We start from the raw sequence: 14,150 nt of genomic DNA, 5'->3' as shown, positions 1-14,150 counted from the left end.
GCTACTCCGAGTCTTCGGTCGGGGTGCTACCGGTGCTGCCAGTGTCCCCGTTCGCTTCGCTGTTATCCCTGGTGTCACTGTGGTTGTTGTGACCCGTGGCGCCATTGTGCCCGTCCGGGGATCCGGCCGTGTCGGCGGCCCTGAGATCGTCGCCCGCGGCACCGGCCCGGGTCTCCTCCGGCCCCGCCGTGAGCCACCTGCGCATCACGTCCAGGAGGTGGTCCAGGTCCACCGGCTTGGTCACGTAGTCGGTGGCGCCCGCGGCGAGGCTGCGCTCCCGGTCGCCCTGCATGGCCTTGGCCGTCAGGGAGATGATCGGCAGGTCCTCGAACTGTGGCATCTCGCGGATCCGCTGGGTCGTCTGGTTGCCGTCCAGCTCGGGCATCATCACGTCCATCAGGACGAGGGAGATGTCCTCGTTGGCCTCCAGCTTCTCGATCCCCGTGTGGCCGTTGTCGGCGTAGAGGACCTCCAGGCCCTGGGCTTCGAGGGCACTGGTCAGCGCGAACACGTTGCGCACGTCGTCGTCGACGATCAGCACCCGCTGTCCGGCCAGGACGGCTCGCCGCTCCGGGTCGGTCCGGGCCTCGGCCGCCTCCTGGGCGATCTCCTGCTCGGAGCTCTCGGCCTCGGCGGGTTCGGGTGTCTTGAGCACCTGCACCATCGGCAGCGGTTCGGGGTCCTCGCCCGCGTCGGTCAGGGCGGCCACGACCGCGTCGAAGTCCTCGTCGGCGATGTCGAGGTCGTCTCCGCCCAGGTCCGGGAGGCTCCCGTGGTCGATCCGGCTCGGTTCGAGCGCGGGGACCGGCTCCATGGCCGGGATCTCGTCGGTGGACTCCCCCGCCTCGTCGGGCAGGCGCACCGGGAGCAGCAGGGTGAAGGTCGAGCCCTGGTTGGCCACGCTCTGCACCCGGATCTCACCGCCGAGCAGGCGGGCGAAGTTCCGGCTGATGGACAGGCCCAGCCCGGTGCCGCCGAAGCGCCGGGAGGTGCCGCCGTCACCCTGGTGGAAGGCCTCGAAGATCACCTGGAGCTTGTCCTCCGCGATCCCGATGCCGGTGTCGGCGACGGTGAACGCGATGACCTCCTCGTTCTCCACGAACATGTCGAGGTCGGTGTCCTCCAGCGCCCAGGCCGGCTCGATCAGCAGCCGCACCTCGCCCTGCGGGGTGAACTTGACCGCGTTGGAGAGCAGGTTGCGCAGAATCTGCTGCAGGCGCTGCTCGTCGGTCCACAGGGTGCCGGGGATGTCCGGGGAGACGTCCACCGCGAACGCCAGTCCCTGCTCGCCGGTGACCGGGCGGAAGGTGGCCTCCACGTAGTCGACCAGCTGCGCGATGGAGACCTCGCTGGGCTGCACCTCGGCGCGGCCCGCCTCCACCTTGGACAGGTCGAGGATCTCGTCGATGAGCAGCAGCAGGTCGCTGCCGGCCTTGTGGATGGTCTGGGCGAACTCCACCTGCTTGGCGGACAGGTTCTGCTCGGCGTTGTCGGCGAGCAGGCGGGCCAGGATCAGCAGGCTGTTCAGCGGGGTTCGCAGCTCGTGCGACATGTTCGCCAGGAACTCGGACTTGTACTTGGACGAGACCTGGAGCTGGTGCGCGCGCTCCTCCAGGGCGTTGCGGGAACGCTGGATCTGCTGGTTCTGGAGTTCGATGGCGCGGTTCTGGTTGGCCAGCTGGGTGGCCTTCTGGCGCAGCTCGGCGTTCTTGCCGCGCAGTTCCTCCTGCTGGCGCTGGAGCTCGTTGGAGCGCTCGCGCAGCTGGCTGGTGAGCTGCTGGGACTGCTCCAGCAGGTGCTCGGTGCGGTTGTTGGCCAGGATGGTGTTGATGGTGGTGCCGAGCAGGGCGACCAGCTGGCGGAGGAAGTTCTTGTGGATCTCCCGGAACTCCTCGTAGGAGGCGAACTCGACCACGCCGAGCGAGCGCCCCTCCGTCACGATCGGGAGGATGTACAGGTGGCTCGGCTGGGCGCCGCCCAGGCCCGACTGGATCGTCACGTACCCGGGCGGGACGTTGGAGATCTGCTGTTCGACCTGCTGGGACAGGGCCTCACCGGCCAGGCCCACGCCCTTGCGGATGCGCAGGCGGTCCTCGGGCGGGTCGAAGCCGAATCCCGCGTAGAGGCGGAAGACGCCCTCGTTGTTCTGGTCCTCGGGCAGGTAGCAGGCGCCGTGCTGGGCCTTGATCAGCGGCGTGACCTCGGTCATGATCAGCCGGGCTAGCTCCTTGAGGTCGCGGTGGCCCTGGATGTGACCGGAGATGCGGGCGAGGTTGGACTTGAGCCAGTCGGCGTCGGCCTGGTCCGTGGTGGTCTCGCGCAGGTTGGACACCATCAGGTTGATGTTGTCCCTGAGCTGTTCCATCTCGCCGCGGGTGTCGACCTGGATGCTGCGGGTCAGGTCGCCCTTGGCGACGGCGTTGGCGACCTCGGCGATCGCGCGCACCTGGGTGGTGAGGTTCCCGGCCAGGCCGTTCACGCTGTCGGTGAGCTGCTTCCAGGTGCCGGTGACGCCCTGGACCTTGGCCTGACCGCCCAGCTGCCCCTGGCTGCCCACCTCGTGCGCCACCCGGGTGACCTCGGTGGCGAAGGCCGACAGCTGGTCGACCATCGTGTTCACCGTCGTCTTCACCTCGAGGATCTCGCCCTGGGCGTTGACGTCGATCTTCTTGGTGAGGTCACCGGCGGCGACCGCGGTCGTGACCTCGGAGATGTTGCGCACCTGGGTGGTGAGGTTGTGCGACATCGAGTTCACGTTCTCGGTGAGGTCGTTCCAGATACCGGAGACGCCCTTGACGCTGGCGCGACCGCCCAGCTTGCCCTCGGTACCCACCTCGCGGGCCACCCGCGTCACTTCGTCGGCGAACGCGGACAGCTGGTCGACCATCACGTTGATGGTCTCCTTCAGCTCCAGCATCTCGCCCTTGGCGTTGACGGTGACCTTCTTGGTCAGGTCACCGGCGGCGACCGCCCGCGTGACCATGGAGATCTGCCGCACCTGGTAGGTGAGGTTGTTGGCCATGGAGTTCACGTTGTCGGTGAGGTCCTTCCAGACCCCGGACACGTCGCGCACGTGGGCCTGACCGGCCAGCTTGCCCTCGGTGCCCACCTCGCGGGCCACCCGGGTGACCTCGTCGGCGAACGTCGAGAGCTGGTCCACCATCTTGTTGATGGTGTCCTTCATGTCGAGCATCTCGCCCTGGGCGTCGACGGTGATCTTCTTGCTCAGGTCACCCTTGGCGACCGCCGTCGTCACCTGCGAGATGTTGCGGACCTGGTAGGTGAGGCTGTTGGCCATCGAGTTGACGTTGTCGGTCAGGTCCTTCCAGATGCCCGACACGCCCTTGACGTTGGCTCGACCGCCCAGCTTGCCCTCGGTACCCACCTCACGGGCCACCCGGGTGACCTCGTCGGCCAGGGAGTCGAGCTGGTCGACCATGGTGTTCACGGTGTTCTTCAGGTCCAGCATCTCGCCCTGGACGTCCACCTCGACCTTGCGGGTCAGGTCGCCCCGGGCCACCGCCGTGGTCACCTTGGAGATGTCGCGGACCTGGTTGGTGAGGTTGTCCGCCATGGAGTTCACGTTGTCCGTGAGGTCCTTCCAGATGCCCTGGACCCCGCGGACGTTGGCTCGACCGCCCAGCTTGCCCTCGGTACCCACCTCGCGGGCCACCCGGGTGACCTCGTCGGCGAACGTGGACAGCTGGTCCACCATCGTGTTGAACGTGTCCTTGAGCTCGAGCATCTCGCCCTGGACGTCGATGGTGATCTTCTTGCTCAGGTCGCCCTTGGCGACGGCGGTCGTGACCGTGGAGATGTCGCGGACCTGGAGGGTGAGGCGGGAGGCCATCTGGTTCACGGACTCGGTGACCTCGCGCCAGGCTCCGGAGACGTCCTCGAGGTTGGCGCTGCCGCCCAGCTTGCCCTCGGTACCCACCTCGCGGGCCACCCGGGTGACCTCCTCGGTGAAGCCGCTCATCTGGTCGGCCATCCGGTTCACCGTGTTGGCCAGGCGCAACAGGTCGCCCTTGAGCTCGCCGCGGCGGCCCTCGGTGGAGGCGCGGCGGTTGAGTTCGCCCTCGGCGACCGAGTCCAGGACCCGGGCGACGTCGGTGACGGGTTCGGCGACCTCGTCCAGGAGGACGTTGAGGGCCCGGGCGCTGTTGCCCCAGGCTCCCCGTGCCGGATGCACGTTGACCCGCTCGTTGAGCCGGCCCTCGTCGCGCACGACGTCGCCGACCCGCTGGAGTTCGTTACTGAGCTGCTCGCTGTGGTCGACCACCTCGTTGAACACCGAGGTGATCTCGCGGAGTTTGCCGCTGCCGCGCGACCTGAGGCGGACGCTGAAGTCGCCGTCGCGCATCCGGTACAGGGCACTCAGGATCTCGTCGAGCTGATCGTCGGCCAGTTCCGTGACCGCCTCGGGCATGAACCCCTCCTCAATCCCGCACGTCTTCTCGGCTCACGTCTTCGCGGCCACCGAACCCGCGCGGCCAGACCCGCCCGGCCCACGGTGGACCGGCCCCGTACGAACCTCACGCACGGGACACGGAGGTACACGTGTCTCACGCGCACCCTTGGTGATCCCCCGTCACGCTACCGTCGCGAGGTACCACCCGAAAGAAGCGGATGTGTCGTCTTACACTAACTGGCCGAGCCATCGCGCACAGGAGGCTTCGCCATGTTCCCCTTGTGCCCGCGACCGGCGAGCCGGAAGCGTGCCGGCCGGACCCGGCTGTGAGCCGGGGATGAGCCGGGGATGAGCCGGGTACGAACACCGTCCGGGTGAGGGGCTCGTGGTGGACCCGTGGAACCGCTTCGGAGCGGATCAGGGTTCCCCGGCCAGGCGGCACGCGTATCGTGGCAGTGGCCACCACTCCCACACCCGCGCCCAGTGACGAAGGACACCGACGGCTTGGCAGCACAAGACGCGTTGAAGGTCGCTCGACGAGAGTTCCCCCCTGCTCCCGAGACCGCGGCGGCCGCCCGAGAATTCGTGCACGACACCCTCCTGACCTGGGGTGTGCCCGATCCCTTCGACGACATCATCCTGCTGGTCAGCGAACTGGTCACCAACGCGGTCATCCACGCGGACTCGGCCCTCGAGGTGACCGTGCGCCGCTCGGACGGCTCGACCGAGGTGATGGTCACCGACTCCGCGCCCGAGCGCGCCGTGCCGCAGGCCGGACCGCTGACCGTGGACACCTCCCCCTCCACCGGGGACGAGCGCAGCGGCGGCCTGGGCCTGGCCCTGGCCTCCGCGATCGCCTCCAGCTGGGGTGTGAGCTACGGGCCGGGCGACAAGGCCGTCTGGTTCCGGATCGATGACAGGGCAGAAGAACACCCGTCCCTGGAGTCACCTCCGATCCGCCGGGGCCCCTCGCGTCCCGTACGGCCTCCCGCGTGGTCGGCCCTGGACGCGGCCCTGGGTTCGCGGCTCTCCCTGCCCCAGCTGCTGGAGCGCACCGTGGAGTACGCGACCACCGCGCTGAGCGGGGACGCCGCCTACATCGCGCTGGCCACATCCGACGAGACCATGTGGGAGGTGCGCTCGGCGATCGGGCTGACCGGCGGCGCGCACTGGCGCCCGCTGCGGGTGCGCACCGAGGAGATCTTCCCGTCGGCCGCGCCCGAGCCGGGCCCGGTGATCAACGACGACCTCATGATCGCCCGCGCCACCCGGGGCGCCCTGGCCAGGGCCGGGATGCGCTCGCTGGTGACGGCGCCGCTGATCGTGGACGGCCGGGTGACCGGACTGCTCGGCGTGGCCTCCACCCGGGCCCGCCACTTCGGCCCGGCCGCGGCCAAGCGGCTCCAGGAGGGCGCGGACCTGATCGCGCTGCCGGTGGAGCGGGCCCGACTGGCCGAGGTCGAACTGAGCCGCCGCGCCTCGCTGAGCTTCCTGGCCGAGGCCAGCGACCTGCTCGCGGGCACCCTGGACGAGCGGATGACCGGCGCGCTGGCCGCGCAGCTCATCACTTCGCGGCTGGGGCGCTGGTGCGCGATCCACACCACCAACGAGCTCGGCGTCTCCAAGCTCACGCACGTGGTGCACGGCGACGAGAACCTCAACGACCTCCTGAGGTCCCTGCTGACCACGCTGCCCCCGCGCGAACAGCGCGAGCCCGGGCCGCTGTGGGCGTCCAAGGACCTGGTTCAGGAGGGTCTGGACGAGCAGATCACCGGGATGATCGCCCGCGGTCCGGCGATCAGCATCCCGCTGATCGCGCACGGCCGCGCGCTGGGCCGGATGACCATCGGCAAGAACGAGTCGGACGACTTCACCCGCGAGGAGGCCGACGTCGCCGACGACCTCAGCCGCCGGGTGGCCTCGGCGATGGAGAACGCGCGCCTGCACGAGCGGCACACGGCGATGAGCACGGCGCTCCAGCGCAGCCTGCTTCCGCCCAAGGACAAGGAACCGGTGATCCCGGGCGTGGACCACGCGGTCTACTACCGGCCCTCGGACGAGCGCAGCGAGGTGGGCGGCGACTTCTACGACGTCTTCTCCGCCAACGGGCGCTGGTGCTTCGCGATCGGCGACGTCTGCGGCACCGGCCCGGAGGCCGCCGCGGTCACCGGCCTGGCCCGGCACACCCTGCGCGCCCTGGCCCGCGAGGGCTTCACCCCGGCGCACATCATGCAGCGGCTGAACCTGGCGATCCTGGACGAGAACACCTCGACCCGGTTCCTGACCATGCTCTACGGCGAGATGACCCCGGCCAGCGACGACCTGGGCGGCATGCGGGTCCGCATGGTCTCCGCTGGCCACCCGCTGCCGCTGCGTCTGAACCAGAAGGGCGAGGTGTCGGCCTTCGGCACGTCGCAACCGCTGCTGGGCGCCTTCGAGGACGTGGGTTTCAGCACCGAGAGCGTGGACATCCGCCCGGGCGAGGTGGTCCTCGCGGTCACCGACGGCGTCACCGAACGCCGCAGCGGCTCGGACATGCTCGGTGACGAGGGGTTGGAGAAGATCTTCTCCCACGCCGCGGGGCTGACCGCCCAGGCCGTGATCAGCCGCATCGACCGCGAACTGGAGGAGTACGCCCCGGGCGGCAACGCGGACGACACGGCGATGCTGGTCCTGCGCTTCCTGTAGGAACACACCGAGCAGGGGCTCCCGTGTCACGGGAGCCCCTGCTGTTCCTCTTCTGGCGCTTCAGCGCAGCGGCCCGCAAGCGGCCGGGTTGGTCGCCTCCATGGGCAGTTCCGGGTCCAGGTCGCTGGGCCCCAGGACGTCACCGTAGGTACCGCTGCCGTCGTAGTCGATGCCGTGGATCACGACGACAGCGTTGTCGGATCGGATCGCTTCGACGGCGGCGTCGCTCAACTCGAAGGTGCGGTCATAGGAGATGACGCCCCCGGGAGCGGTGGGGAAGCGATCGATGGCCAGCGCACTGGCCGCGCTGGTGTCCCCTTCGGTGGTGATCGAGGTCTCGACTCCGCCGTAGGCGTCGAGTCCGTCCAGTGTGCTCAGCGCCCGCTGTCCGTTGTGGATACCGGCGTCGTAGTCCGTGGGGCACTCGCCCCGACCACCGATGTGGATGTGCTGGGCGTGCGGGTGGTCGGCGAGGATGTCGTCGACGTGGATCTTGATCCGCGCGTCGTTGTCGACCAGCCAGACCTCCGCGGTGCCGGAGGCCTGGGAGTTGTTCACCGTGACCGGCGCGAGGTCGGCAGTGTACTTCTCGACGCCGTGGTAGCCGGACCAGTCGTCGGCCTGGGCGCTCGCGGCCGCCAGCGGAAGAGCGACGGCAGCCGCCGCCATCACACAGGTAACGCTTCGAAGGTGACGCATGGAAACCTCTCACCTAGAGATTGTTACTCTGAGTGAGTATTCATAAGCAAAGAGAAATATCAACGGCATCAGTCCTTGTCTCCGCAGGAAACCCTCAGAGCCAGCCCATGTCCTGGGCGGTGCGGATGGCGGACATGCGGTTGTCGGCGCCGGTCTTGCCGATGGCGTTGGACAGGTAGTTGCGGACCGTGCCCTCGCTGAGGTGGAGGCTCTTGGCGATGCGGGCGACCGTGGCCCCGTCGGCGGCGGCGCGCAGGACCTCGGCCTCGCGGTCGGTGAGGGGGCTCTCCCCGCCGACCATCGCTGCGGCGGCGAGTTCGGTGTCGATGTAGCGGCCGCCCTCGTGGACCTTGCGGATGGCTCCGGCGAGCTGCTCCACCGGGGCGTCCTTGGCGAGGAAGCCGCGGGCGCCCGAGGCCAGGGCGCGGCGCAGGTAGCCCGGGCGGCCGAAGCTGGTGAGGATGACGACCCCGCAGTCGGGAGCTTGTTTCCTGAGCTCCGCGGCGGCCTCCAGGCCGGTGGCACCCGGCATCTCGATGTCCAGGACGGCGACGGCGGCGCCGTGTTCCAGGACGGTGTCCACCACCTGGTCGCCGCGGCCGACCTCGGCGACGACCTCTATGTCCTCCTCCAGGCCGAGGAGCGCGGCGATCGCTCCGCGCACGAGGTGTTCGTCGTCGGCGAGAACGAGCTTGATCACGGGTGGGGCCTTCCCTGTCGTAGGCGCGTTCTGGGGGCGCGGGCACGGTATCGTTCCGGACATTGTGGTGCATAAAACACCGAAGACGCAGGGGAACGCCCACCGGTCAGACACGTTTCGGCGGTGGGGGAGACAGCCGACCAGCGCCGGAGCGAACTCGAAACCACGCTGTACCGGGCTCTCACCCTGTTCTAACCAACGCGCCCCAAGATGAAGCATGTCAGTACATCGTCCCGCCAGCCGGAGGATGAGTTGCACCCGAACGACCCGAGTGACGGTCCGGAGACCGGTGCTGAAGCCGAGCGCGGCGACGCCGAGCACGGTCGCACCGGGTCCGGTGCCGCAGCACAGCCCCAGTCCGAGCAGACCCGTACCGAACAGGCCGACGGGGGTGAGCAGGTAGCGCACGGGGATCCGGTGTCCGACGCCGTCGAGGCGGCGGGCGTCAACGAGCGCCCCGCGCCCGCCGAACCCGCCGAGACGGCCGGGGAGCGGCCTTCGGACGCGCCGCGTTTCTCGCCGCCCGAGGGCCCCGAGCCCGGCTGGGCGACCGGCCCCAACGACACCGACCGCGCCTCCTACGTCTTTCCCGGCCCCGAGGGGCACCCGGGACAGCAGGGCCAGTCGGTACAGCCGGGACAGCAGAGCTCCCTCGGGCGTCCGGGGCAGCCGGGACATCCGGGCCCGGGTGGCACACAACCCGGCCGGCCCGGCGCCTTCGGGGCGCCTCAGGGACCGCAGCCGTACCGGGGGCAGCCTCAGGGGCCGCACACGGCGGCGTTCGCCTCCGGTGGGTTCGGGGGTCAGGGCGCTCCGTCCGGACCCGGTGCTCCGCAGGGGCCCGGCGGTTTCGGCGGTCCAGCGCCGGGCGGCCCGTTCGGGCCCGCGCACTACAACCAGTTCGGCCAGGGGATCCACGCCGACCAGCTCCAGGAGCCCCGCAAGAAGCGCGGCACGGGCCGAATCGTGGGTGTCGCCGCGGTGACCGCCCTGGTCACCAGCCTGATCGTGGGCCCGGCGGCCGCTCTGGGCACCGCATACCTGATGCCCGGCGGGCCGAGCTCACCGATCAGTTCGCTCACCGGCGAGCAGGGGTCGTCGGCGACCGAGGGCGCTGTCGGTGACGTCGCCGAGCAGGTCCTGCCCAGTGTGGTCTCCATCCAGACCAGCGCGGGCGGCGGCAGCGGTGTGGTGATCTCGTCCGACGGCCAGATCCTCACGAACGCCCATGTGGTGGACGCCGCCGGGGGCGGGCCCCTGCTCGTGCAGTTCAACGACGGCAGCTCGGCGGAGGCGGAGGTGCTCGGCGCCGACCCGGTCTCCGACATCGCCGTGATCCAGGCCAACGGCCGCACGGACCTCGCCCCGGCGACGCTCGGCGACTCCGACCAGGTCGGTGTGGGCGGTGACGTGGTGGCGATCGGTTCGCCGCTCGGCCTGTCCGGCACCGTGACCTCGGGTGTGGTGAGCGCGCTCAACCGCCCCGTGAACACCGGGGCCACCGAGAGCGGCAGCAGCCAGACCTCAACGGTGATCAACGCGATCCAGACCGACGCGGCGATCAACCCCGGCAACTCCGGCGGCCCCCTGGTGAACATGGCCGGTGAGGTGATCGGCATCAACACCGCGATCGCCGGGCTCTCCCAGGAGAGCGGTTCGGTGGGTCTGGGGTTCGCCATTCCGATCAACCAGGCCCAGCCGATCGCCGAACAGCTGATCGAGCACGGCAGCGCGAGCTACCCGGCCATTCAGGCCACCATCGCGCCCAGCCGGACCGGCGGGGCCGAGATCATGGAGCTCACCGAGGACGGAGCCGCCGACGAGGCCGGTCTGGAGCCCGGTGACGTAGTGGTGTCCGTGGACGGCGAGAACGTGACCTCGCCCGACCAGCTGATCGCGCAGATCCGCGCCCGCCAGCCCGGTGACGACGTCACCCTGGGCGTCCTGCGCGGCGGCAGCGGCTCGGAGCAGGAGGTGACGGTGACCCTCGGCGAGCAAGGCGCCGCCGCGGCCGAGGAGGAGACCTCGGAGATCGAGGAGGACTGACGGGGGCGTCTTCCGCCACTTTCTCCGATACGAGGACGGGGCGGGCCGGCCAGTGGGCCGGTCCGCCCCGTCCGTGTGAGCGGCGCCCGGGCGAGCGGCCGGGGCGGCCGCCTGTACGTGTTCGCCGGGGTGCCGTTCGTGGGTGTGGTCTCGCTGCTGTTCGTGCCACGGATGGACACGCTCTTCGGCGGGGACGAGCAAGCCCCGGCTCTGGTGGTGGCAGCGATGAGCGGCTGGCTGAGCCGGGTGGTGAACCTGCTCGTGGTGGAGTGGTGGATCCAGTACCGGAAGTCCGGGCGCGGGGCCTGGCGCGGAGTGTCCACGGTGAGACCAGCAAGACCAGCAGCAATGTGACTTGACACACAGGATTGAACACGAAGAGTATTCTTTCCTGCGCCGTGTGCTACGCATCCGGTCGCCTCGGTGTCACCGGAAGGTCGGCGACGGTCCATACCCCTAGCCCAGACTCAGGGTACACCGCGCCGCACCGGCCCACCGGCAAGGCCGAGCCGCTCATGCCCCCAGGAGAACCGGTATGTCCACGTCCTTCGCACCTGCGTCCCCCGCCGTCCCCCGGGCCTCGGGGAAGAACGGGTCTCGGGGGACGGACGAACCCCCGGGGAGGGGCGGCGGGAGACGCCGCACCCGAGTACTCATCGGTACCGACACCTACCCTCCCGACGTGAACGGCGCCGCCTACTTCACCGCGCGGCTCGCCCGGGGCCTGGCCGAACGCGGCGCCGACGTGCACGTCCTGTGCCCCTCCGCGAGCGGGCGTCCGCACGTGGTCGAGCGGGACGGGGTGGTGGAGCACCGGCTGCGCTCCATGCCCTCGCTCGCCCACGAGAGCGTGAGTCTGGCCCTGCCGCCGGGGGTCCGGGGGCATCTGAACCGCCTCCTGGACCGACTGCGCCCGGACGCCGTACACATCCAGAACCACTTCCTGGTCGGCCGGATGCTCGCCAACGCCGCGCACACCCACGGCGTCCCGGTGGTGGCCACCAACCACTTCATGCCCGAGAACCTCTTCGACCACATGCGGATCCCCGAACCGCTGCGCCCACACATGGCCGGTCTGGCCTGGTGGGACCTGGGCCGGGTGCTTTCACGGGTCGAACACGTGACCACACCGACCCCCGCCGCGGCCGGACTTCTGGTGGAGCAGGGGTTCGCCCGGCCGGTGGAACCGGTCTCCTGCGGCATCGACCTGGTGCGCTTCCGACCGGTGAGCGAGGGCGGTCCGGGTAGGGGAAGCGGCTCGGAGACAGGAAGCGGCCAGGCCGAGGAACGGCGTCGAATCCGTGCCCGGCTGGGTATCCCCGACCGCAGGACGATGCTGTTCGTGGGCCGTCTGGACGAAGAGAAGCGCACCGACGAACTGATCCGGGCGGTCGCGCTCTCCCACGGCTCGTCTGGTTCCTCAGGTTCCGTCAGCTCCTCGGGTGCCCCCGGCATCCAGCTGCTGCTGGCGGGACACGGCGCGCACCGGGGACGGTTGGCAGAGCTCGCCCGCGCGGAGGGGGTGGCCGACCGGGTGGTGTTCCTCGGCTTCGTCGCGCACGAGGACCTGCCGGACGTCTACCGGTGCGCGGACGTGTTCACCATCGCCGGTATCGCCGAACTCCAGAGCATCGCCACCCTGGAGGCGATGGCCAGCGGGCTGCCGGTGGTGGCCGCCGACGCCATGGCTCTGCCGCACCTGGTGGAGGAGGGCCGTAACGGGTACCTGTACCCGCCGGGAGACCCCGCCGCGCTCGCGGCACGGGTGGCTTCGGTGGTGTCGGAGGAGGCGGTCCGGGCACGGATGGGCGCGCACAGCCGGTCGATGGCCTCCGGGCACCGCCTGGAGGACTCCCTGAAGCGGTTCGAGCAGATCTACCGCGACGTGTCCGTCGGCGCCCGGACATCAGGGGCGCAGGTGGGGACGGGGCGGGGGTGAAGGGGTCCGCGTACCCGCTCACGGGCCCTGCCCCCGGGCTCCCCCCTACAGCCCTGATCACCGGCCCCGGCCCTACGCACCCTGCCCTGGGCTGCCCTGAGGTGGCTGGTAAAGCGGCAGGTGGAAGCCGATGACCGTGCCGCCGCCCTCCCTGTCGCGGGCGAAGACCCGTCCGCCATGAGCGTGGGCGATCTCCTTGACCATGGCCAGGCCCAGGCCCGACCCGGGCAGGCCGCGGGCGACGGTGGCTCGGAAGAAGCGTTCGAAGAGGTGCCCGATCTCGGTCGGGTCCACGCCCGGGCCCCGGTCCAGGACCTCCACCGTCCCGTTGCGGATGCGGATCAGGATCGGCGCGCTCCCCCCGGGGTCGAACTTCGCGGAGTTCTCCACGGGGTTGGCCAGGGCCCGTTCCAGGGCTCCCGGGCGGCCCCAGACCAGGCTGTCGTCTGCGTCCACCAGGATCTCCCGGCCAGTGCGGCGGCGGCTGCGGGCAGCGACGCGTTCGGCGACGTCGGCGAGGGCGACCGCGCTCGGTGTCTCGTCCTCGTGGTTGCCGGTGGCCAGGCCGACCAGTTCGTTGACGAGGTCGGTGAGCTCGCGGGTCTCCCCCTGGAGGTCGTCGATGAGCCGTTGGCGCGCCTCCGGAGTGAGCCGGTCCACCCGGCCCAGCACCTGGACGTTGGTACGCAGGCTCGTGAGCGGGGTGCGCAGTTCGTGCGCGGCGTCCTGCACCAGGCGGCGCTGTTCGTCCTTGGAGCGGGCCAGGCGGGCCAGCATGGCGTTGAACGCGCTGCTCAACCGACCCACCTCGTCGTGGCCGGGGTCCTCCGGGGCACCGTATCCGCTCCCCTGCCCGGTCTCGTTGCTCGGTCCGTTCCTGTTCCGATGGCCGTGACCGGTCGCGTCACCGCTGCCGCCGCCGTTGCCCGGCCGGTTCGGGGTGACCGGGTCCAGGCGTCCCGTGGAGCTGACGTACTCCGCCGCGTCGGTCAGCCGGACCAGGCGGTCGGTGATGCGGTGGCCGACCAGCCAGCCGATCGAGGCCGCGCACAGGGCGACGAACAGGCCCACCCACAGGATCTGGGTGGCCAGCCGTCCGATCATCTGTTCCACCGGCGAGAGCCGTTGCAGGAGCTGGACCGCGCCCTGCCCCTCCCCCAGGGAGACCGTGCCCACGCGGTACTCCTTGCCGTGGATCTCGGTCTCGCGGGAATCCATGACCCCGGCCTCATCGGCCCGCGCCACCTCCAGGTCAGCGGTGGTGGGGTGGAAGCTGGACAGTTCGTGGCTGCTGGCGAGCAGCCGGGCCCAGGTGCCGTCCGGGGCCAGGATCTGGGCGTCGAAGCTGCCCGGGGCCAGGAAGGTGAAGGTGTTGCTGTCCGGGGTTCCCTGGTTGTTCTCTGAGGACAGCGCGAGCTCCCGGGACAGGTTCAGCACGGCCGCGTCGAACTCGCTCTTGGCGTCCGCCCTGATGAGCGCGGCCGCGGTGCTGTAGGCCAGGGTGCCGACGAGGGCGATCGTGACCGCCGCGACCAGGGCGAACAGCACGGCGAACCGGGTACCGAGCCGCCAGTGGCCCGGGTTGAGGAACATCGGTTTGCGCTGGTGGGGGCGCACCGGTTCGCTCTGGGCCTGACCGGAGGGAGCTTGGCCGGGATTGGACATGC

General features: G+C 70.3%; 8 protein-coding genes. 4 read left to right on the top strand and 4 right to left on the bottom strand.

Annotation, left to right across the window (positions count from 1 at the left end; all coding sequences use genetic code 11):
* Position 1: 1 nt before the first annotated feature.
* Positions 2-4,429, bottom strand: coding sequence for a HAMP domain-containing protein (locus HNR07_RS30630; protein ID WP_184369467.1), 4,428 nt, complete (start codon positions 4,427-4,429; stop codon positions 2-4).
* A 504-nt stretch (positions 4,430-4,933) separates the two neighbouring features.
* On the opposite strand from HNR07_RS30630, the gene HNR07_RS30625 reads away from it, so the two are divergent.
* Positions 4,934-7,099 (top strand): SpoIIE family protein phosphatase, encoded by a 2,166-nt coding sequence (locus tag HNR07_RS30625; protein WP_026116936.1) that lies wholly within the window; start codon positions 4,934-4,936, stop codon positions 7,097-7,099.
* A gap of 60 nt (positions 7,100-7,159) precedes the next feature.
* Here HNR07_RS30625 and HNR07_RS30620 read toward each other — a convergent pair whose 3' ends face one another.
* Positions 7,160-7,798, bottom strand: coding sequence for a hypothetical protein (locus HNR07_RS30620; protein WP_051073005.1), 639 nt, complete (start codon positions 7,796-7,798; stop codon positions 7,160-7,162).
* 94 nt (positions 7,799-7,892) lie between these two features.
* Positions 7,893-8,498: a response regulator transcription factor gene (locus HNR07_RS30615; RefSeq protein WP_184369464.1), complete on the bottom strand. Its 606-nt coding sequence runs from the start codon at positions 8,496-8,498 to the stop codon at positions 7,893-7,895.
* Between the two features lie 252 nt (positions 8,499-8,750).
* On the opposite strand from HNR07_RS30615, the gene HNR07_RS30610 reads away from it, so the two are divergent.
* The 3 genes from HNR07_RS30610 to HNR07_RS30600 all read left to right on the top strand — a co-directional run bounded on the left by HNR07_RS30610 (position 8,751) and on the right by HNR07_RS30600 (position 12,483).
* Positions 8,751-10,544 carry a trypsin-like peptidase domain-containing protein gene (locus tag HNR07_RS30610; RefSeq protein ID WP_184369462.1) on the top strand — a complete coding sequence of 598 codons (1,794 nt, stop codon included), beginning with the start codon at positions 8,751-8,753 and terminating at the stop codon, positions 10,542-10,544.
* Between the two features lie 75 nt (positions 10,545-10,619).
* Positions 10,620-10,898 (top strand): hypothetical protein, encoded by a 279-nt coding sequence (locus HNR07_RS30605; protein ID WP_184369459.1) that lies wholly within the window; start codon positions 10,620-10,622, stop codon positions 10,896-10,898.
* Positions 10,899-11,079: 181 nt separating this feature from the next.
* The gene (locus HNR07_RS30600; protein ID WP_221318986.1) at positions 11,080-12,483 is read left to right on the top strand and encodes a glycosyltransferase; all 1,404 of its coding nucleotides are present in this window, start codon (positions 11,080-11,082) and stop codon (positions 12,481-12,483) included.
* Between the two features lie 72 nt (positions 12,484-12,555).
* Here HNR07_RS30600 and HNR07_RS30595 read toward each other — a convergent pair whose 3' ends face one another.
* Entirely contained in the window at positions 12,556-14,148 is a 1,593-nt protein-coding gene (locus HNR07_RS30595) for a HAMP domain-containing sensor histidine kinase (protein WP_376769962.1), read from the bottom strand.
* Positions 14,149-14,150: the final 2 nt, after the last annotated feature.

Origin of the sequence: Nocardiopsis metallicus (assembly GCF_014201115.1) — a bacterium.
Classification (GTDB): Bacteria; Actinomycetota; Actinomycetes; order Streptosporangiales; family Streptosporangiaceae; genus Nocardiopsis; species Nocardiopsis metallicus.
The sequence above is the reverse complement of the archived record's forward strand: the minus strand, read 5'-3'. Positions and strand labels throughout refer to the sequence as shown.

Bases quoted from the DNA above. Each gene is read 5' to 3' on its own strand.
- HNR07_RS30630 (WP_184369467.1), bottom strand. From the start codon at position 4,429: ATGCCCGAGGCGGTCACGGAACTGGCCGACGATCAGCTCGACGAGATC.
- HNR07_RS30600 (WP_221318986.1), top strand. From the start codon at position 11,080: ATGTCCACGTCCTTCGCACCTGCGTCCCCCGCCGTCCCCCGGGCCTCG.
- HNR07_RS30620 (WP_051073005.1), bottom strand. From the start codon at position 7,798: ATGCGTCACCTTCGAAGCGTTACCTGTGTGATGGCGGCGGCTGCCGTC.
- HNR07_RS30595 (WP_376769962.1), bottom strand. From the start codon at position 14,148: ATGTCCAATCCCGGCCAAGCTCCCTCCGGTCAGGCCCAGAGCGAACCG.